Origin of the sequence: Agrobacterium vaccinii (assembly GCF_021310995.1) — a bacterium.
Classification (GTDB): domain Bacteria; phylum Pseudomonadota; class Alphaproteobacteria; order Rhizobiales; family Rhizobiaceae; genus Agrobacterium; species Agrobacterium vaccinii.
On sequence record NZ_CP054151.1, the window covers coordinates 1,360,783 to 1,380,931 of the forward strand.

The following is a 20,149-nucleotide window of genomic DNA, read 5'->3' on the forward strand; positions in this document are numbered from 1 at the left end:
ATGTGAATGCCGGGTTCCGTTATGACTGTCGTCTCGCCTGGAACGGCAACGTGCACAATAGACCCATTTGGAATATATGTTCCATCTTGCTAGTGCGCCATTTCATTTGTGTCAAGCCACCGATGAGCGGTCCTGCGGTGGCGTACAGGAGGGAAATATCCGACCGCAGATATCTACGCAGATGCACGGGTTCAGGCGGCGCGGGCAAGTGCCGTCTAACGTCAGTTGTCAGGCATGCCGGGAATGCGATTGACCTCGATCATCTGCCGGATGGTGCGGTCCGCGACCCGTTCAGCACGGGCTTTGGACTGCTCCACATCTTCGGGGAACGTATAGGTCATGTAGGATAGGGATGTTTCGAGGTCGTTGTTGTTGTGACCGAGGATGGCTGCAAAGTAGCTGTTTTTCGTCACGCTCGATTGCGCAAAATTGCGATAGGCGATTTCCGCATAGAGATGGCGCAGGCCGTAGGGCTTCGGGGGTTCTTCCTTCGGCCAGATGTCCTCGAATTTGGCCATAACGGCGTCGCGTAGCGGCAGGCGCACTTCGGCTGTGAAATCATCGACATTGAGGCCGAGCCATAGCTTGCCATCGCTGCTGTTGCGCAGGCGCCCATAGGCATCCAAAACGATTTTCGATTGTTCCAGCACCGGGATTTCATAGGTAACGCCAAATTTCGTGCCTTCGCCCTGCTTGGTTTTGGCCTGCCCATTGAACAGCACGCTCCATTTGGAAACGCCTTTGCCATAGGGCGCGGGTGTCAACTCAGCCTGGGTGAAGATTTCATAGGGACGACGCCCGGTGGTGCCCATCAGGCCTATGGCGATCGTCATAGGGTCCGAGGAGTGCAGATAGCGCCGACAGCGTCTCATGACTTCGGCATAGTTCTCGAAGGTAATGAGCGATCCGTGCTTGGTGGCGATCTTCGCCATTTTTATCTTGCGGGCTTCGTCGTAAAGCTGAGGCGTACCAGCGGCGATGCGCAACATCGGGTGGTCATCGCCGAAGGCTTCGCGAACGGCATTGCGGTATTTGGTGATGTAGGAAATGACGGTCGCCTGCGCCTTGTCGCCCATGGACGCCATCTCGGCATCCCACAGAGTCTGCATCTCCTGTTTCGTCGTCAGCCCGTTGGTGGCCGCGATGAAGTCCGACACGCGCAGCAGAAACCGGGGTTTGCGGCCTGCCATGTTGCTTTCGGCACGCTCCAGCTTCTCCTGAATGGAATTGGCAACCCCACGCAGCGGGTATTCGACCGTTCGGATATAGGTGTCCAGCCGCTCCCGCAGTTTTTTCATGTTGCAGATGGCAAGCGGTGTCGTCTTTGGCCCGAAGGCATCCTTGAGCGCGTATCTATATTTTACGATGTAGAGTTCAAGCGTCTTTTCCGTGCGGCCATTGTCGAAATGGAAGCGTACTTCTTCATTCCATAGGGCACTGATCTTCTTGGGATCGAACGTGCCATCCGGCTTGCGCGTGAGCTTCACCTTCTCGATGAAATCCGCGATACGCTCGACCAAAACCGGTGTTTTTGTTTTTCTTTTTTCGGCCACGGGCATCGTCAGCTCCAGCAATATGATTCGCTTTTAGAAAAGTATATTTTATATACATCACTCAAGGGCATTGTTGACTGCGTTTTTTACGCGAATGGGTCCGTAGGCGAGTTCGCGGGCTGCGTGAACCAGTGCGCGCCATCGTGGTCCATATAAATATGGTCTTCAAGGCGAATGCCGAAACGGCCGGGATAAACGAGCATGGGTTCGTTGGAAAAACACATGCCCTGCGCGAGCGGGGTGGTGTTTCCGCGCACGATATAGGGAGCCTCGTGAATTTCGAGCCCAAGCCCATGACCGGCGCGATGGGGCAGGCCCGGAAGCTGATAATCCGGGCCCAGACCGTGCCCGGCCATGACACGGCGGGCGGCGTCATCGAGTGCACTGCATGGCGTGCCGAGCTTGGCCGCATCGAAAACCGCCTGCTGCGCCTCGCGCTCGATGGCCCAGGCCTCTGCGAAATCCGGCGATGGTTCGTCGATCATGTATGTCCGCGTCAGATCGGAATGGTAGCCATCGATGCGCGTGCCGGTATCGACGAGGATCGCGTCTCCTGGCTGCAAAATCTGGTCGCCATCCGCACCATGCGGCAGGGCAGTGGCAGTGCCGAAGGACACGATGCAGAAAGACGAGCCGCCTTCGCCGCCGAGTTCCAGATGCTGCTCATCGATGAAACGCACGACCTCGGATGCGCGGATGCCATGCTTCATGATGCCATGCGCCCGCTTCTGTACGTCGAGCGTCAGGTTCATGGCATACTGGATGATGGCGATTTCGGTCGTGGATTTGCAAGCCCGTAGGCTGCCAATCATCGGCCCGCCGTCACAAAGCCGGTCCTGACCCAGTTCTCTGGCAAGGCTGTGATAGATGAAGAGCGGCAGCGCATCGTCAAGTGCGACGCGACCCGTGGCGCCAACGAGAGAGGCGACCAGTGCTGCCGGGCGCTCCTCTTCCTGCCAGATGTGAACCTCGCCATCGAGATGGGGCAAGGTATCGACACGGCTTTTTTCGAAACCGGGCACGACATAATGCAGTGCATCCTGCGTAACGACGGCGCCCAGCAGGCGTTCACTCTGATGCCAGACGAGACCGGTGAAATAGCGCAGGCTTTCCGACGAACCCAGAAGCAGAGCGCTAACACCTTGTTGCTCCATCAGGCGGCGCAGGCGATCCAGCCGCTGCTTGCGTTCCGCATCGCCAATCAGGTCCGGCTTCATTCCCAGGAGCATCGTCGTTCTTTCTCTGTCATCGCACGGGGATGGAATACAGAAATGCTGCCTTGTATTCAATATGTCGACAGACGTTTGAGCGAAGAGTTTTAGGGTTGTAGCCGCTTCTTCAGAGAGGCCACGATCCGTTTCGTCAGCGCTTCGTAATCCTCATCGAAGTGGTGGCCGCCGTCGATGCCGATGATCTCGGCGCCCTTGTCCTTCAATGCCGGGCAGGCAGCGTCTTCATCATCTGTGCCGTAGACGCACTGCACGATTTTCGGATCGACCTTCTCCAGATCGGTGACGGGGTCCTGCGTGCCGGAGCCGGAGACGCCAAGCCAGCCGCCCACCGAAATTTCGTAGGAGACCTCATGGGACAGCGACAGCAGGCTCATCTGCACGACGCGGCTTTTGTCCTTTTCCGGCAACAGGTTATAGGTTACGGGAATGACGTCGGCACCGAAGGAATAACCGATCAGCACAACGTTCTTGACCTTCCACTCCTTGCGGTAAGTGTCGATGATGCGGGACAGATCATCGGCGATGTCCTGAGGCTTTTTTTCGGACCAGAAGTAACGCAGCGAGTCCACGCCGATTGTCGGCACGCCGTCCTGTTGCAGGAAACTGCCGACATCCTTGTCCAGATCGCGCCAGCCACCATCGCCGGAGTAGATGATCGCCATCGTATCCATGGTTGGCTTTGCTTCCAGCACGGTCAGCGGCAGACCGAGCGGATTATCCGTATTGCCGGCGGCATCGATGCGATCCTGCAAGGCTTCGGCAAGCGCTGCCTGCGGCTCGTCGGTGACGTCCTTGATGTCGATGTCGGAATGGGATTTCAGCAGTTCTTCGACATGCGCGCGACCCTTGGCATCGGCCTTGGGCGTGAAGACGACGCTAACGGGCGCGGGTAGGGCGCCGTCGGTCAGGCCGTAAATCGTGCGGTTGCCGTCTTTCTGCTTGGTGGCGGGGGTGCAGAGGATCTTTTCAAGTGGAATACCTGCAACAGGATCGACGGCCACGGCCTCGCCGATGGTGGCAGCCGGGCTTTGCGCAATCATGGCCAGCGCCAACGTCGCGCCATCACCCATACCTGCGATAATCGGCGGGCGGTAGTTGGAGACATTGGCCTTGCGCTGAATTTCCTGCGCCAGTTCCTCGATGTCGGAGATCATATAGACGCAGTCATCATCGTCGGCCTGAAGAGCCGCCATATATTTTGGAAAATCGATTCCGACGACTGCCGCACCCTTTTCCACCAGCGCTTCGGCTTCGGTCTGCTCCTGCTCACCCCAGCCGCTCTGGCCGGAGATCAGGAAAATATTGGCTGCCACGTCGCCATCCGGCAGCATGATGTGATCTGGCGGGATCATGCCTGTCTGAAAGCCGTTGGCGTCCTGTGCCGACACTGAAAACGGAATGGAAAGTGTCGCTGCTATCAAGGCGGCTTTCAGATATGTCAGGCCTGTCATTTACCAATCACTCCTCTGACGCCGCCGCTGATGAGAACGGTTGCGTCCATAAGCGCCAATGCGGCGCTGGTACCGTTGGAAACCGCGACATAGCGTGGTTCCCATTTCGGGTGAAACTTAGACTTGAACGCTCTTAATCCCTTGAAATTATAAAAACGTTCGCCGTGTTCAAACAAAGTTCCGCCTATCCGGTCCCAGACCGGCGCAGCGTCACGCTTCGACATGCCGGAAAGCGGGGCCATCCCAAGGTTGAAATAGGAGTAACCCTGTTCGCGCATATATTCAATAATGCTGACGAACAGAAAGTCCATCGCCCCACGCGGTGCATCGGGTGAAAAGCGCATGAGATCGACTGTGACTTCCTGCTTGGTCTCCGTCATCAAAAGGTTGGCGAAAGCCGTGATCTGACCGTCTTTGTAGAGGACGGCAACCGGCTGAGACAGGATGTAGTCCTTCTCGAAAGACCCCAGGGAGAACGTCTTTTCGCGGGTATTGTGGTGCGCAAGCCAGGATTCCGAGACGCGCTTGAGGTCCTCGTAGACTTCTGGAACCTGCGGCGTGTCGATGACCGAGAAGGTCAGGCCATCGCGGGCACCACGGCTGAGCGACTGTCGCAGATTGGCGAGCTTGCCGCCCTTCAGTTCGAACTTGGTAAGGTCAACCATGGCCAGTTCGCCAAGCTTGAAAGCGCGCAGACCGGCATCGGCGCAATAGGTCAGGATGGCAGGTGAAATCTGGTAGAAGACCGCGCGACCACCGGAAGAGCGTGCCGTTTCCACGAACTGCCAGACGAGATCGGCAAAATCCTTTTCGTCGCCAACAGGATCGGCAAGAGCAATCCAAGAGCGGCCACGAATGCCGTACATGATAAAGGCGTTGCCGCTTTCCGACAGCATGACGTGCTTGTCACCCATGCGGACGAGATTGGCGTCGGCGACATCCTGCTTCTGGACGATAGCAGTGGCTTTTTCGACATCATCAGGGTGAATTTCGTCCGGTTTGTAGATGACCGGGCGTAGCAGGCTGAAAATCGCAACCGTGGACGAGGCGAGAACCAGCCCCAGAAGCGCGCGCAGGCTTCGCGGTGCTTCCTCGGAAAACTCGAACTGCCACCACAGCGTCTGGCTGTAATCCGTATCGCGGTAGACGAAGAACAGAATGGTGGCGGCACCGGCAACGATGACGGCCATGGCGGCAAGCCATGTGGGCCCGAGCGCCTGGCGCAGCAGCGAGGCGTGGCGTGTGAAGCTTCTGATATTGAAGAACAGCGCAACGATGAAAATGCCGAGGAAAATCGCCTCGAAAACCGCGATGGCCTTGATCAGCGACAGGAACAGACCACCGGCAGCCGCCACCAGTGCTACCCACCATGCGCCATCGAGACGCTGGCTGAGGCCGCGTGAGGCAACAACCAGCACGAGACCGAGGATACTCGACAGAAAGTGCGCGGCCTCGATGATCGGCAGAGGTACGAAGCCGGACAGGAAGTCCAGGTTGCTATCTGGTGTTGGCGTCACGCTCGAAAAAATAAGCATGGTGCCGAGAATGAGGGCGTAGGCAGACAGCAGAGAGGGCGCAAGCCGCCCGGCCAGATTGCCGATATCGGCCATGACAGGCTTGGAGGCGAACTGTTTCATCTCCGTTGCCAGCATCAGCATGATGGCGACGAGAAGCGGCAGGACGTGGTAGATCATGCGATACAGCACGAGGCCGCCAAGAAGCTGATCAAGGCTGATGGCATTGCCAAGGCCCGCGACCATCACCGTTTCGAACACGCCGAGACCCGCCGGGACGTGGCTGAGAACACCAAGACCCACCGCCGTCGCATAGATCGCGAAAAAGCTTGGCCAACCGACATTCGTCTCTGGCAGCAGCACGTAAAGCACCGAGGCCGACGCCGCGATATCGAGAGCGGAAACCAGGAACTGGCGGGATGACGTTCTGCTATCGGGAAGGCGAAGTTTCAGACGCTTGATTTGAAGCACGCGGCCATTGCGGCCCAGAAACATCAGTGCCGCCATGATGCAGATGACGACAAGTGCGGCACCCCGCAACCAGATGGCATCAACGCCGATGATGGCGGCTACGCGCGGCGCAACGATAAGGGTTGAAAGGGCGCTAACGGCCAGCAAGCCGAGACCGAAGGACAGGGTGACGAAAGCGATGATGCGCGCAATATCCGAAGGCGTCAGCCCCATGCGCGAATAGGCACGGAAGCGGATGGCACCGCCGCTGAGCGGCCCGAAGCCCGCCGTGTTGCCCACGGCATAGGCGATGAAGGCGGTGGCAATGACCGACGGTGTCGGGACCTTCTTGCCAATATATTCGATGGCGTTGGCGTCGTAACAGATTAGCGCTGCGAAGCTCAGTCCCGTGAACAGGATGGCAAGTGCGACCGCGCGCCAACTGGTATCAGCCAGGGCATCGACGATGTCGTCATAGCGCACTTCCGATGTCAGCTTGTAGATGGTGAAGGTCATCATCACGAAGACGATCGTCACCGCGATGGATGTGATATGCGGCCTGTACCGCTCAAAAAAGCCTTCAAGACCGGCTTCGGCCTCTTCGATCTGCGCTACGTCTGTCTTCTCTGTCATAGGCTTTTCCACAGGATCAGATTGCTTTTTGCGAACCACAACATTTTGACGCTAGTTCGTTGTGTTTTCACAAATACGAAGATTTGATTTTTATTTCATAAATTCGTTGAATGATCGGCGCGGCGACCCAGCAACCGGTCTTGTTGCGTCGGTTTGATCCTGCATGGACATGAAAGCAATATACCGGCGGCTGTGCGACGGTATATTTTTAACCGGTCATGCGCCCCAGGTCGCTTCGAGCACCCGGACCCAGTTGCCGTGGCAAATCTTTTCCAGCGAGGCCTGCTCGTAACCGGCATTTCGCAGGGCATCCACGAGAAGCTGGAGATCGGCGACATCTCTCATTGCAGCGGGAATGGTGGTGCCATCGAAATCCGAACCGAATGCGACGTGGTCGATACCCATGCGCTCCACCATGTAATCGACGTGCCGCACCAGTTCGCCAAGGTCCGTATCGGCATTCTTCACACCATCCTGGCGCATGAACAGCACGCCGAAATTAACACCGGCGAGCCCGCCCGTGTCCTTGATGGCATCCAACTGCCGGTCGGTGAGATTGCGGCTGTGATTGCACAGCGCGTGCGCGTTGGAATGGGACGCGACGAGAGGGGCATCGGAGATTTTGGCGATATCCCAGAAGCCCTGCTCGTTCATGTGGGAAAGATCGACCAGAACCTTCAACGCGTTGCAGGTCTTCACCAGTCGCACGCCCGCTTCGGTGAGGCCGGGGCCGATATCCGGCGTTGAAGGGAAGCGGAAGGGAACGCCGTGCGCGAATATATTGGGGCGGCTCCACACCGGGCCCAGCGTGCGCAAACCCGCCTGATGCAAAACGTGCAGCGCATCCAGGTCGGCATCGAAGGCTTCGACACCTTCGATGTGCAGAACCGAGGCGAACGCGCCACGATCCATCGCGCCGCGAATATCTGAAGCACTGCGGCAGACCTTGACCGCGCCGTTCGAGGCGGCTTCGATTCGAAACAACAGGCTGGCCATGCCGAGTGTGGTCGCAAGCGCATCCGGCTGCGCAGGCGCGATGAAATCGCCATTGGCATCGAAACCGCGCGGGGAGGGGACGTAGATCGCGCAGAGACCACCGGCTAGACCACCCTTCCGCGCCCGCGGCAAATCGATATGCCCCGCCGCGTCGCCGTTCAGAAACTGTTCTTCCGGTACCGGATAATCGGACAGTTTAAGCCGCAGCAGGGTATCGTTATGGCCATCGAAGACGGGTACGGCGGTGGAGCTGGTCATGAGGCGTTCGCTTTCGGAAAGTGTATCACTGGCATTGCTGTATGCGTCAGATAGGTGCAAATGCAATGCCGCAACAGGTCTGAACCCGCAAAGCGGGAAGCATTTGAACGGAAAATACATGCTGGATGACAATGACTGGAGCGCCGCATCGGCGGTTGCGGAGCAATTTGCAGGTCAGTGGAAAAACGACGAGCCGGGCGGTGCTATCATCGGTTTCGACATCAGCGGCATCCGGTTTTCAAAGGCTGGTGGCGTTGAGAGCATGGCGACGAAGGCTCCTTTCACCGCCCGCAGCATCGTGCGCTACGCCTCGGTGACCAAGCATGTGTTTTCTGCCATGGTGCTTGCAAACAGCGATCTCATCGCGCTTGACGATCCCCTCGGGAAACATCTGTCAGAGCTGCAATCCCCGCTTGCCGATGTGACGGTTGGGCAGGCTTTGGACATGAGCGGTGGCCTGCCGGATGTCCGCGAATGTCTCTCTCTCCTTGGGCTCTCGGTCTACACGGAGACGAAGGCAGGGCCGCTGCTGGACTATCTCTCACGCCTCACCCGCCTCAATTTTGAGACCGGGCATGAGGTGTCCTATTCCAACACCGGATATCGTCTGGTCGAGGCTGCGCTGGAGCGCAAAGGGCGACGGTTCGATGATTTCGTGCAGGAGAACATCGCAGGCCCGCTCGGCATTTTTCTCAAGGCGCCGGATGTCTGGAACGATCCGGTCGATGGTCTTGTGCCGGGTTATTGGCGAAATGACCGTGGCTGGCAACTTTCGGCGGCGGGCCTGCATCTCTCGGCATCCGGCAGTCTGGCTGGCAGCGCGGAAGCGCTGGTGCGCTGGCTTCAGACGCTGCTGAACGGTGAGCAGGGCTTTGCCGGTACGTTGCAGGCGCTTTCGGTGGAACGTACCCTCGCCAACGGAGCACTGAGCGAATACGGGCTTGGCGTGCGCTGGTCGCATCTGGGCGAGCGGCGTTTTGTGGGGCATGGCGGCTCACACCCCGGGTACAAGACATATTTCCTGCTGGACCCGGACCACAGGAAAGGCGTCGTTGTCGTCTCCAACCGTGAGGACACCAACGGTTTCAAGATCGCTCTGGAGACCATGGCGGCACTGACCGGACTGCCGTTACCGCGACCGATGACGGGGTTGCCCGAAGGCCTCTATGTCACGGAAACGGGGCTGTGGTGGCTGGAGATCAAGGGCAGCACCTGCACCTTCATCGATGCCGACGATACGCTCTATGACGATGGTGACGGCTGGGCGTCGTCGCGGTCCGCCTCGTCTCCCATGCGGCTGCGGCTGGATGGAAAGGCATTGGTCGGTGAAGCCGGGCATGCACCTCGCCGATTTCTCCCGGTCGGCAAACACGAGGTCGATCCCGCTCTTGCAGGGCGTTGGCGCTCGCCGGAAGGGTCGGAATTCGAGATTGCCGATGGCGCTTTCACGACGGGAATTGGCCCGCTTCGTACCACCACGCCGCTGAAGGCACTCGGCAACGGACGCTATCTTTTTACCCTCGTGGACGGCCCCTGGACCAAAAGAGTGTGCCTGCACATGTTGGACAAAGACCGTATCGAACTGGTGTCCAGCCGCGCGCGGATGATCGAATACCGACGCTCGACCTGAAAAGCCCGAGCGTCGATCGGCGTTAGATCGCCGTCTTCAGCGCATGCTCGAGATACAATTCACGCAGACGCGTGACGAGCGGGCCGGGCTTGCCGTCGCCGACGGCTTGGCCGTCGATTTTGGTGACGGACATCACGAAGTTACCGGCGCTGGTGAGTGCCGCTTCCTGAGAAGTCAGCGCTTCTTCAAGTGTGAAGGCGCGCTCTTCCAGCGTCAGCCCTGATTCTTCAATCAGTTGCAGAACCGCCTGACGGGTGCAGCCGGGCAGCGTCTTGTTGCTGTTGCCGCGCGTCACGAGTTTTTTGTCAGCGGTGATGATATAGGCTGTCGATGAGGCGCCTTCAGTGACGAAGCCGTCTTCGATCATCCATGCCTCATCGCAGCCCTCGGCCTTGGCAATGCGCTTGGCCATGACCTGCGGCAGCAGGCAGACGGACTTGATGTCGCGGCGGGCCCAGCGCTGGTCCGGCACGGATTTCACCGACAGTCCAGTTGCTTCCTGCGGCGTGCCGACCAGCTTCTTTACCTGCGGGAACATCACGAGTGTCGGGGCGAGATCGTCGGAGAACAGGAAGTTGCGGTCTTCGGCACCGCGCGTCAGTTGAAGATAGATCAGACCTTCCGTCAGATTGTTATCCCTAATCAGGCGCCGTTCAGCCTCCACGATCTGCTGCGTCGTGACCGGCAGCGTGATGTCGATTTCACCGGCGCTGCGTTGCAGCCGGGCCATGTGCAGATCGCTGTCGATCAGCTTGCCATCAATGATGGATGTCACCTCATAAATGCCGTCGCCGAAGAGAAAGCCGCGATCGAATATGGAAAGCTTGGCTTCGGATTCGGGGAGGAACTCGCCGTTGAGATAGACGATGCGGTCGGTTGCGCTGGGCATGGTTAGGTCCTTCTACACTCGGCGTTTGGCCGAGACTCATGGTCTGACATATGGCCAAGCATTAGCGTGATTTGCGGCAAAACGGCAGTGCAAACAATGTCGTTTCTTCCCGCAAACCGCTATTCGAATTCCATAATGATCTCATCGACGGCAAGGCTATCGCCGGGGCCGACCGCAATTCTGGAAACTTTCGCACGCCGCTCGGCGCGAAGAATGTTTTCCATCTTCATCGCTTCCACGGTTGCGAGCGCCTGTCCCGCTTCCACGGTTTCTTCCTCCGACACCGCTATGGTGGTAATGACCCCCGGCATGGGGCAGAGCAGCAGTTTGGAGGTATCCGGCGGCAGCTTTTCGGGCATCAGCCTTGCCAGTTCGGCAATCCGGGGGCTTCGCACGCGCGTAACGAGATCGCTGCCGCGCCAGCGCAGACGGATGGTGGATGGCGTGAGATCGACTTTGACGGCCATCTGCGTGTCGCCGACGGTGAAGATGCCGAGTGTCTTGCCGGGCAGCCAGTCTGTTTCCACGGATAGCGATATGTCACCTTCCAAAACCGCTGACATACCACCCGCGGAGATTTGAAGACAAACGGTGTGGTGGATCTTTCCGAACGCGACCACCCAATCGTCGCTTACGACACGGCGATGATTGCCGATGGTGCCGGAGATTTGCGTGGCCCGGGTCTGGATGCGATGCTGGATGACGGCGGCTATGACCGCGAGTTTTCTTGCCGCGTCCTCATCAGGCTCAACGCCAGTGAAGCCATCGGGAAACTCTTCGGCGATGAAGCCGGTTGTCAGCCTGCCGTCCTTGAAGCGCTGGTTTTGCATGACTGCCGACAGGAAGGGCAGATTGTGACCGATACCCTCGACTTCGAAATGGTCTAGCGCTTCTCCCATGGCCGCGACGGCGCGGTGCCGGTCCGGTGCCCATGTGCAGAGCTTGGCGATCATCGGATCGTAATACATGGAAATTTCGCCGCCTTCGAAGACGCCGGTGTCGTTGCGCAAAATGCTTTCGTTAGGCTGCTTGCCCTCCTGCGGCGGACGGTAGCGCGTGAGACGACCGATGGAAGGCAGGAAGTTTCGGTAGGGGTCCTCGGCGTAAAGTCGGCTCTCGATGGCCCAGCCATCGAGCCGCACATCTTCCTGTGAAAACGTCAGTGGCTCACCGGATGCAACGCGGATCATCTGCTCGACCAGATCGATGCCGGTCACGAGTTCGGTGACCGGATGCTCCACCTGCAAGCGGGTGTTCATTTCCAGAAAGTAGAAGTTTCGGTCGCCATCCACGATGAATTCGACGGTGCCCGCCGAGTGATAGCCGACCGCCTGCGCTAGAGCCACCGCTTGTTCGCCCATGGCCTTGCGGGTCGCTTCATCGAGAAATGGCGAGGGAGCCTCTTCGATGACTTTCTGGTTGCGGCGCTGAATGGAGCATTCGCGTTCACCCAGATAAAGCACCTTGCCATGCTGATCGCCCAGCACCTGAATTTCGATATGGCGCGGTTGCGTGACGAATTTTTCGATGAAGATACGGTCATCCCCGAAGGACGATTTCGCTTCGTTTCGGGAGGACTGGAAGCCTTCGCGCGCCTCTGCATCATTCCATGCGATGCGCATGCCCTTGCCGCCACCGCCCGCTGACGCCTTGATCATGACAGGATAGCCGACCGTTACGGCGATCTTCACCGCCTGCTCGGCATCCTCGATCAACCCCATATGACCCGGCACGGTGGAGACGCCAGCCGCGGCAGCCAGCTTCTTCGATGTGATCTTGTCGCCCATCGCTTCGATGGCCTTGACGGGTGGACCGATGAAGATGACGCCTGCCTTCTCCAGAGCAGCGGCAAAAGCAGCGTTCTCCGACAGAAAACCGTAGCCGGGATGCACGGCGTCTGCGCCCGTCTTTTTTACGGCGTCGAGTATCTTTTCGATGACGATATACGACTGGTTGGATGGGGCCGGGCCGATATGCACCGCTTCGTCGGCCTCGCGCACATGCAGGGCATTGGCATCGGCATCGGAATAGACCGCAACGGTCTTGATGCCCATGGCTTTGGCCGTACGGATGACGCGGCAGGCAATTTCACCACGGTTGGCGATGAGGATTTTGGAGATCATGGGTGCAGCCTCAAAGCGGAATGGTGTCGTGTTTCTTCCAATGCGTCGTCACCTGTTTGTTGCGCAGTGGAGCGAAAGCACGGGCGATGCGGCGACGGGAAGAATGCGGCATGATGACCTCATCGATAAAACCGCGCTCTGCGGCCACGAACGGGTTGGCGAAGCGTTCTTCGTATTCCCGAGTGCGGGCGGCGATCTTGTCCGGGTCTGACAATTCGGACCGGTAGAGAATTTCCGCCGCACCCTTTGCGCCCATTACGGCGATTTCCGCCGTCGGCCAGGCGTAGTTGACGTCGGCACCGATGTGTTTGGAAGCCATGACATCGTATGCCCCGCCATAGGCTTTGCGGGTGATCAGCGTCACCAGCGGTACGGTCGCTTCCGAATAGGCAAACAGCAGTTTCGCGCCATGCTTGATGACGCCGCCATATTCCTGCGCCACGCCGGGAAGAAAGCCGGGTACATCCACCAGCGTCAGGATGGGGATATTGAAGGCATCGCAGAAGCGGACGAACCGGGCGGCCTTGCGTGAGCTATCGATATCCAGACAACCGGCCAGCACCATGGGCTGGTTCGCAACCACGCCGACCGTCTGGCCTTCCAGCCGAATGAAGCCGGTAATGATGTTCTTGGCGAATGCTTCCTGTATCTCAAAGAAATCGCCCTCATCGGCCAGCGCGTGGATCAGTTCCTTCATGTCATAGGGCTTGTTGGAACTGTCGGGAATCAGCGTATCGAGACGCTGCTCCAGCCGTGCCGGATCATCATGAAACGGGCGGGCAGGGGCTTTTTCGCGGTTGTTGAGCGGCAGGAAATCGAACAGCGCCCGCACGGCCTCCAGTGCCTCGATATCGTTTTCATAGGCGCCATCGGCGACCGATGATTTTCGGGTGTGGGTGGACGCACCGCCCAGTTCTTCCGCCGTGACGATCTCGTTCGTCACGGTCTTGACGACGTCCGGCCCGGTGACGAACATGTAGGACGTATCGCGCACCATGAAGATGAAGTCTGTCATAGCAGGAGAATAGACCGCGCCGCCCGCGCAAGGCCCCATGATGACGGAGATCTGCGGCACGACGCCGGACACTTCGGCATTGCGGCGGAAGACCTCTGCGTAACCGGCCAGTGAAGCGACGCCTTCCTGAATGCGCGCGCCGCCACTATCGTTGAGGCCGATGACAGGGGCGCCGACGCGGGCTGCCATATCCATGACCTTGCAAATCTTCTGCGCATGGGTCTCGGAAAGAGAGCCGCCCAGAACGGTAAAGTCCTGGCTAAAGACGTAGACCTGTCTGCCGTTGATGGTTCCCCAACCGGTCACGACGCCGTCGCCAGCGACCTTCTGTTCGGCCATGCCAAAATCCACCGCGCGGTGGGTGACATACATGTCGTATTCTTCGAAGGAGCCTTCATCGAGCAGAACGTCCAGCCGTTCGCGCGCCGTCAGCTTGCCTTTGGCGTGCTGGGCATCGATGCGCTTTTGCCCACCGCCGAGCCTTGCCTGCGCACGGCGTGCTTCCAATTCTTCGAGAACCGTCGGCATGGCTCCTCCCTCATGCGAATTTCAGAACCCTAGACTTAGACAGGAAATCCAGAATTGAAAACAGCTTATGAGGGAGATGGCGCCTATTTTGCCATGGTCAAAGGGACTGCGCCGCATTGATGGACGACACGAAGCGCCGCGTGCGCTCCTGCGTCGGTGCGCGGAATATGGCGTCTGCCGTGCCGGTTTCCACCACCTTGCCCGCTTCCAGAAACACGACGTTGTTGGCAATGCGAGACGCCAGACGCAGGTCATGCGTTGCCATGACCATGGTCGTTCCTTCACGCGCAAGCTTGCCCAGCACGTCAACGACTTCTTCGGATAGTTCCGGGTCGAGGGCAGATGTGGGTTCGTCGCACAACAGCACTTGCGGGGAAGGCCCGAGCGCGCGGGCAATGGCGACGCGTTGCTGCTGGCCACCGGAAAGGTTGGCGGGCCAAGCATCCGCCTTGTGTGCCATGCCGACCTTGGTCAGCAGTTCCATGGCGCGATCTCTCGCTTTTTCGCGCGACCACTTCTGAACGATCAACAGGCCCTCCATGACGTTCTCGATGGCGGTGCGATGCGGAAAAAGCTGGAAGTTCTGGAACACCATGCCTGTCTGGCGGCGAATTTTCTGGATGGACTGCCATGGGGTTTTCTGACCTGCGGTAAAGGACGTCGTGGCGTCGCCGATGCGCACGGTTCCTTCTGTGGGCAGTTCCAGCAGGTTGATACAGCGCAGCAGCGTGCTCTTGCCACCACCGGAGGGACCGACGAGTGCGGTAACGCTGCCTTCGGGAAAGCTCAGCGAAATGTCTTTCAGGATAACCGCATCGCCGAAGCGTTTTTCGATGTTGGAAAGCTCGATCATCGGCTGTTCTCCATCATGCCGCCATAACGGGCAAAGCGCACTTCCAGCCGCGCCTGCAAGGTGGACAGCACGGAACTCAGCGCGAGATAGATGATCGCTGCCTCGATGTAGAGGATGAGCGGCTCATAGGTGTTGGCGACGATACGTTGGGCGGACTGAAACAGTTCGGGCACGGTGATGGCCGCGGCAAGGGATGTGTCCTTGACCAGCGAAATGAAGGTGTTGGACAGCGGCGGCACGGCAACGCGCCCCGCCTGCGGCAGGATGGTGCGTTGCATGGCCTGACGCCAGCTCATGCCTGTCGAAAACGCGGCTTCCCACTGACCCTTTGGAACGGATGAGATGGCTGCGCGGATGATCTCGGACGTGTAAGCGCCGACATTCAACGTAAAGCCGATGAGCGCTGCCGGGAATGCATCCAGCAAAATGCCGATGCTGGGCAGGCCGTAGAAGATCACGAAAAGCTGGACCAGCAGCGGCGTGCCTCTGATGACCCAGACATAGAAACGCGCCAGCAATCGCAACGGCGTTGGTCCGAACAGCCGAGCGACTGCGGTTGCCAGCCCGAGGATCAATCCGAAAAAAAAAGAAAGCAATGTCAGTGGTATCGTGAACTTCACGCCAGCCCAGAGCAGGGTCGGCAAAGAGTCCATCATCAATTGCAGCCAATGCGGCACGGCGAGCCCCTCAATAAAAACGAAGTCCGGCGCGAACGCCGGACTGTCTGGTCTTGTTCTGATCATGGCCTATTTCCGCAGGGGAGAACAGGCCTGTATGACGCCTTACTTGGAGACGTCCTGACCGAAATACTTGTCGGAGATCGTCTTGTAGGTGCCGTCTGTCTTGATGTCGGCCAAGGCCTTGTTGATGGACGCCACCAGATCGTCGTCGCCCTTGCGCACAATGATGCCCGAGTAATCGGCATCGGCCTTTTCAGCAACGATCTTGACCGGCGCCTTTGGCTGCTTCTTTTTGAAATCATAGAAGGAAAGGCTGTCATTGATCGTCGCGTCGGCGCGGCCCGTCAAAACGAGCTGGATAGACTGGTCGAAACCATCCGTGCCGACCAGTTCAGCGCCTGCTTCCGTGGCCAGCTTGCCAAAGTTGCTGGTGAGAGACTGCGCGGACTTCTTGCCCTTCAGGCCTTCGAAACCCTTGATGTCGTCGTTCTTGTCGCTGACGATCAAGACGGCTTTCGATGCGATATAGGGCTCGGAGAAAGCATATTTCTGCTTGCGTGCCTCGGTGATGCCGACCTGGTTGATCACGGCGTCGTAGCGCTTGGAATCGAGACCGGCAATCAGGCCATCCCATTTGCCTTCCACGAACTCGGCCTTCACGCCCAGCTTCTTGGCGACAGCCTCACCAATTTCCACGTCGAAGCCAACGAGCTTGTTGCTGGCATCGTGGAACGTAAATGGTGCGTAGGTGCCTTCGGTGCCGATCTTGATCACGCCAGCAGATTTGATCTGGTCAAGATTTTCGCCAGCGAAGGAAGGTGCGAAAATGGCAGCGTTGACTGCGGCGGCGGTTGCGATTGTCTTGAGCCAGCTCATCGGTTTTCCTTTCAGGAATTTCTAATAACGTCTCATCCCATAAATCCTGCCCGTTTAAACGGCAAAAAGACGCAAAAAGATGCAGCTTGGGAGAATATTTTTCTCTTCCTCAACGCTTCGCCCGGATTGCTTGGTTGAGTGCTCGACGAACACTCTCCGAAAACGCGTCAAGCGCTCTCTCACAGCGCAGAATCACTTTAAAAATCAGCGGTATGGCCTCTCGAGAATTTGCGCTGTCAAGGCGATCTTGAGGTTAATTTCTCGCCCTCGACACAGGGCGCGTTAACCATTTATTAACCACATTTGCGGTACCTCATTATCAATGATTTGTTTACCAAGATGACCAAAGTGCTAACAGACACCTCACGCTCAATTCGTATAAAAGGCCGATCGTTTCTCGCGGTCGTGCTGTCGCCTGAGCAGCCTCTGGACCAGTGGCTGGAGCGGCTTGATGATCTGGCAGCGCGGTCTGCCGGTTTCTTCCTGTCGCGTGCCGTCGTGCTCGATGTCGCGGATCTGAAACTCGATAAGGCAGGTCTCAAGGGGCTGATAGCCGAACTCGTTTCGCGCAACGTTGCCATCATGGGGATCGAAGGCGCACGCCCGTCCATGATCGAGGCGGGCATGCCACCGGCACTCAAGGGTGGAAAGGCTGCCTCGGATATCGAGGTCGAGCCTGTCTCGCTCGCCACCACCGAAGTGGAGGAGGAGCCAGTGCGGGTTCCTGTGACGGAGATTCGCAGCACGGTGCAGTCGCTGATGATCAGCGAGCCGGTTCGCTCTGGTCAGTCGGTGATCTTTCCCGAGGGCGATGTGACCGTTGTCGGGTCGGTCGCCTCGGGTGCGGAGATCATCGCGGGCGGGTCGATCCACATTTATGGAGCGCTGCGTGGTCGTGCCATGGCAGGTTCGCTTGGAAATGCTTCGGCGCGGATTTTCTGCAAGAAGCTGGAAGCCGAGCTGCTGGCCATCGATGGTGTCTACAAGGTGGCTGAAGATATCGATCCGAAGCTGCGCGGCCAGGCCGTTCAGCTCTGGCTGGAAAACGATACGATCAAAGCCGAAAAACTCAATTAAGCCGTAAGCGGCAGAAAACAGGAGAGCAGGATGGGGAAGGTAGTTGTCGTTACTTCCGGCAAGGGAGGCGTAGGCAAGACCACGTCGACTGCCGCGCTCGGTGCGGCGCTGGCACAGAACAAGGAAAAGGTCGTCGTCGTGGATTTCGACGTCGGTCTTCGTAACCTCGATCTGGTCATGGGTGCGGAACGCCGCGTTGTTTACGATCTGGTCAACGTTATCCAGGGCGATGCGAAACTGCCGCAGGCGCTGATCCGCGACAAGCGTCTCGACACGCTGTTTTTGCTGCCTGCCTCGCAGACACGCGATAAGGACAATCTGACGCCCGAGGGTGTCGAGTGGGTTATCGGCGAACTCAAGAAGCATTTTGATTGGGTCATCTGCGATAGCCCTGCCGGTATCGAACGCGGCGCGACGCTGGCCATGCGCCATGCGGATGTTGCCGTTGTGGTGACCAACCCGGAAGTCTCTTCCGTACGCGACTCCGACCGCATCATCGGTCTCTTGGATTCCAAGACGCTGAAGGCCGAACGCGGCGAGCGGATGGAAAAGCACCTGCTCCTGACCCGCTACGACTCCGTTCGTGCAGAGCGTGGCGACATGCTGAAGGTCGAAGACGTGCTGGAAATTCTCTCCATCCCGCTGATCGGCATCATTCCTGAGAGCATGGATGTTCTTCGCGCCTCCAACGTCGGTGCGCCTGTTACGCTGGCGGATGCTAAGTCCCCACCTGCTATGGCTTATTTCGATGCGGCACGTCGTCTGCGCGGCGAAGACGTTCCGATGATGATCCCCGGTGAAAAGCGTGGCATCTTCGCCAAGTTCTTCGGGAGGGCCGCATGAGTATCTTTAACCTTTTCCGCAAACAGAAATCCGCGCCTCTTGCGCGTGAGCGGTTGCAGGTTCTGCTGGCGCATGAACGCAACGGCGTGGGCAACGAGCTTGTTGCTTTGCTGCGGGAAGAAATTCTCGCCGTTATCGCCAAGCACGTACAGATCGATAGCGACAAGGTTCACGTCAAGATGGACAGCGACGAGCATGTCTCGCTGCTGGAAATCGATGTCGAAATCCCTTTGGCTGCCAGCCTGCGCGCCGCCTGATCACGTCTCTTCAAATGAAAAGACCGCCCGGATGACAATTCGGGCGGTCTTTTTGTGTTTTGCCGTCAGGCTGCTTTTCTGCGGCTCGGCAGTTGCGGCAGGAAGACTGTGAGCAGGCCGAGAAGCGGCATGTAGGAGCAGATGCGGTATACGAACTCTATGCCTTCGCGGTCTGCGAACACGCCGAGGACAGCGGCGCCGATGCCGCCGAAGCCGAAGGCAAAGCCGAAGAACATGCCTGCGATCAAGCCCACGCGTCCCGGCACCAACTCCTGCGCGAAGACGACGATGGCCGAAAATGCGGAGGAAAAGACGAAGCCGATCAGCACCACGAGAATGGCAGTCCATGTCAGGTTTGCGTAAGGCAGCAACAGCGCGAACGGTATGACGCCGAGGATCGAGAACCAGATGACGACGCGCGAACCGAATTTGTCACCGATGGGGCCACCGAAGAACACACCGGCAGCGGACGCGCCGAGGAACAGGAAGAGAAGCAATTGCGCGCTTTGGACCTCAAGACCGAATTTCTCAATCGTGTAGAAGGTGAAATAGCTCGACAGACTTGCCAGATAGGCATTCTTGGTCGCGGTCAGGATGAGTAGAACGACAAGCGTCATCAACACCTTGTTTTTCGCCATCGGCAGCGCGCGGCTGACGGGTGGACGACCCGCATTGCTGCGGCGGTGACGGCTGTACCAGACGCTGACCCAGGAGAGCACGGCAAATCCGGCAAGGGCGATCAGCGAAAACCAGCTTAGGCTCTGCTGACCCATCGGCAAAACGACGAACGCAGCGAGAAGCGGACCAATCGCCGTTCCCGTGTTGCCGCCGACCTGAAAGAAGGATTGTGCCAGACCATGGCGCCCGCCTGATGCGACGCGGGCAACACGCGACGCTTCCGGGTGGAAGATGGCCGAGCCGATGCCGATCAGGCATGCGCCAATCACGAGAACCGGAAAGCTATGTGCATAGGCCAGTGTGATCAAACCGGCGCAGGTGGACAGCATGGCAACCGGCAGCGAGAACGGCATGGGCCATTTGTCCGTGGCAATGCCGACGGCCGGTTGCAGCAGTGACGCCGTGACCTGAAACGCGAAGGTCAAAAGGCCGATCTGGACGAAATCCAGCGCGTAATTTGCCTTGAGAAGCGGATAAAGCGATGTCAGCAGCGACTGCATGATATCGTTGAGCATGTGGCAGAAGCTTGCAGCAGCGATGATCGAAAACGTCGTTTTTTCAGCGGAAAAGCTCGTGCTGGTCACACTCGCCATGGGTTTCTCTCCAGATCGTC

Annotated in this window: 16 protein-coding genes; 4 read left to right on the plus strand and 12 right to left on the minus strand. The window is 58.3% G+C overall.

What is annotated here, in order from left to right:
* Positions 1 to 221: 221 nt before the first annotated feature.
* The 5 genes from telA to HRR99_RS21400 form a co-directional block, all read right to left on the minus strand.
* The gene (gene telA, locus HRR99_RS21380) at positions 222 to 1,559 is read right to left on the minus strand and encodes a telomere resolvase TelA (protein ID WP_233124799.1); all 1,338 of its coding nucleotides are present in this window, start codon (positions 1,557 to 1,559) and stop codon (positions 222 to 224) included.
* A gap of 80 nt (positions 1,560 to 1,639) precedes the next feature.
* Positions 1,640 to 2,782, minus strand: coding sequence for a M24 family metallopeptidase (locus tag HRR99_RS21385; RefSeq protein ID WP_233124800.1), 1,143 nt, complete (start codon positions 2,780 to 2,782; stop codon positions 1,640 to 1,642).
* A gap of 89 nt (positions 2,783 to 2,871) precedes the next feature.
* On the minus strand, positions 2,872 to 4,236 hold the full coding sequence (locus tag HRR99_RS21390) for an AcvB/VirJ family lysyl-phosphatidylglycerol hydrolase (protein WP_233124801.1): 1,365 nt from the start codon (positions 4,234 to 4,236) through the stop codon (positions 2,872 to 2,874).
* Entirely contained in the window at positions 4,233 to 6,833 is a 2,601-nt protein-coding gene (gene mprF, locus HRR99_RS21395; RefSeq protein ID WP_233124802.1) for a bifunctional lysylphosphatidylglycerol flippase/synthetase MprF, read from the minus strand. The genes HRR99_RS21390 and mprF overlap by 4 nt, the downstream gene beginning before the upstream one ends.
* A gap of 216 nt (positions 6,834 to 7,049) precedes the next feature.
* Positions 7,050 to 8,087 (minus strand): dipeptidase, encoded by a 1,038-nt coding sequence (locus HRR99_RS21400; RefSeq protein WP_233124803.1) that lies wholly within the window; start codon positions 8,085 to 8,087, stop codon positions 7,050 to 7,052.
* A gap of 118 nt (positions 8,088 to 8,205) precedes the next feature.
* Between HRR99_RS21400 and HRR99_RS21405 the strand changes: the two genes are divergently transcribed.
* The gene (locus HRR99_RS21405) at positions 8,206 to 9,717 is read left to right on the plus strand and encodes a serine hydrolase domain-containing protein (protein ID WP_233124804.1); all 1,512 of its coding nucleotides are present in this window, start codon (positions 8,206 to 8,208) and stop codon (positions 9,715 to 9,717) included.
* Between the two features lie 22 nt (positions 9,718 to 9,739).
* Here HRR99_RS21405 and HRR99_RS21410 read toward each other — a convergent pair whose 3' ends face one another.
* The 6 genes from HRR99_RS21410 to HRR99_RS21435 all read right to left on the minus strand — a co-directional run bounded on the left by HRR99_RS21410 (position 9,740) and on the right by HRR99_RS21435 (position 16,681).
* Complete coding sequence (locus HRR99_RS21410; protein WP_233124805.1) at positions 9,740 to 10,606, minus strand: D-amino-acid transaminase; 867 nt, start codon at positions 10,604 to 10,606, stop codon at positions 9,740 to 9,742.
* 119 nt (positions 10,607 to 10,725) lie between these two features.
* Complete coding sequence (locus HRR99_RS21415; RefSeq protein ID WP_233124806.1) at positions 10,726 to 12,729, minus strand: acetyl-CoA carboxylase biotin carboxylase subunit; 2,004 nt, start codon at positions 12,727 to 12,729, stop codon at positions 10,726 to 10,728.
* 10 nt (positions 12,730 to 12,739) lie between these two features.
* Positions 12,740 to 14,272, minus strand: coding sequence for an acyl-CoA carboxylase subunit beta (locus HRR99_RS21420; RefSeq protein ID WP_233124807.1), 1,533 nt, complete (start codon positions 14,270 to 14,272; stop codon positions 12,740 to 12,742).
* Positions 14,273 to 14,369: 97 nt separating this feature from the next.
* Positions 14,370 to 15,125: an amino acid ABC transporter ATP-binding protein gene (locus tag HRR99_RS21425; RefSeq protein ID WP_233124808.1), complete on the minus strand. Its 756-nt coding sequence runs from the start codon at positions 15,123 to 15,125 to the stop codon at positions 14,370 to 14,372.
* Positions 15,122 to 15,802, minus strand: coding sequence for an amino acid ABC transporter permease (locus tag HRR99_RS21430; protein ID WP_233125001.1), 681 nt, complete (start codon positions 15,800 to 15,802; stop codon positions 15,122 to 15,124). The genes HRR99_RS21425 and HRR99_RS21430 overlap by 4 nt, the downstream gene beginning before the upstream one ends.
* 105 nt (positions 15,803 to 15,907) lie before the next feature.
* Entirely contained in the window at positions 15,908 to 16,681 is a 774-nt protein-coding gene (locus HRR99_RS21435) for an amino acid ABC transporter substrate-binding protein (protein WP_233124809.1), read from the minus strand.
* A gap of 339 nt (positions 16,682 to 17,020) precedes the next feature.
* Here HRR99_RS21435 and minC point away from each other — a divergent pair, with 339 nt between their 5' ends.
* Genes minC through minE form a run of 3 tightly spaced genes read left to right on the plus strand, consistent with a single transcriptional unit; the run spans position 17,021 to position 18,858 of the window.
* Positions 17,021 to 17,758, plus strand: a complete 738-nt coding sequence (gene minC / locus HRR99_RS21440; RefSeq protein ID WP_162698359.1) for a septum site-determining protein MinC — start codon at positions 17,021 to 17,023, stop codon at positions 17,756 to 17,758.
* A 30-nt stretch (positions 17,759 to 17,788) separates the two neighbouring features.
* Positions 17,789 to 18,601 carry a septum site-determining protein MinD gene (gene minD, locus HRR99_RS21445; protein WP_045229301.1) on the plus strand — a complete coding sequence of 271 codons (813 nt, stop codon included), beginning with the start codon at positions 17,789 to 17,791 and terminating at the stop codon, positions 18,599 to 18,601.
* Positions 18,598 to 18,858: a cell division topological specificity factor MinE gene (gene minE / locus HRR99_RS21450; RefSeq protein ID WP_045229302.1), complete on the plus strand. Its 261-nt coding sequence runs from the start codon at positions 18,598 to 18,600 to the stop codon at positions 18,856 to 18,858. The genes minD and minE overlap by 4 nt, the downstream gene beginning before the upstream one ends.
* A 65-nt stretch (positions 18,859 to 18,923) precedes the next feature.
* On the opposite strand, the gene HRR99_RS21455 is transcribed toward minE, so the two are convergent.
* On the minus strand, positions 18,924 to 20,129 hold the full coding sequence (locus HRR99_RS21455; RefSeq protein ID WP_111841483.1) for an MFS transporter: 1,206 nt from the start codon (positions 20,127 to 20,129) through the stop codon (positions 18,924 to 18,926).
* Positions 20,130 to 20,149 lie beyond the last annotated feature (20 nt).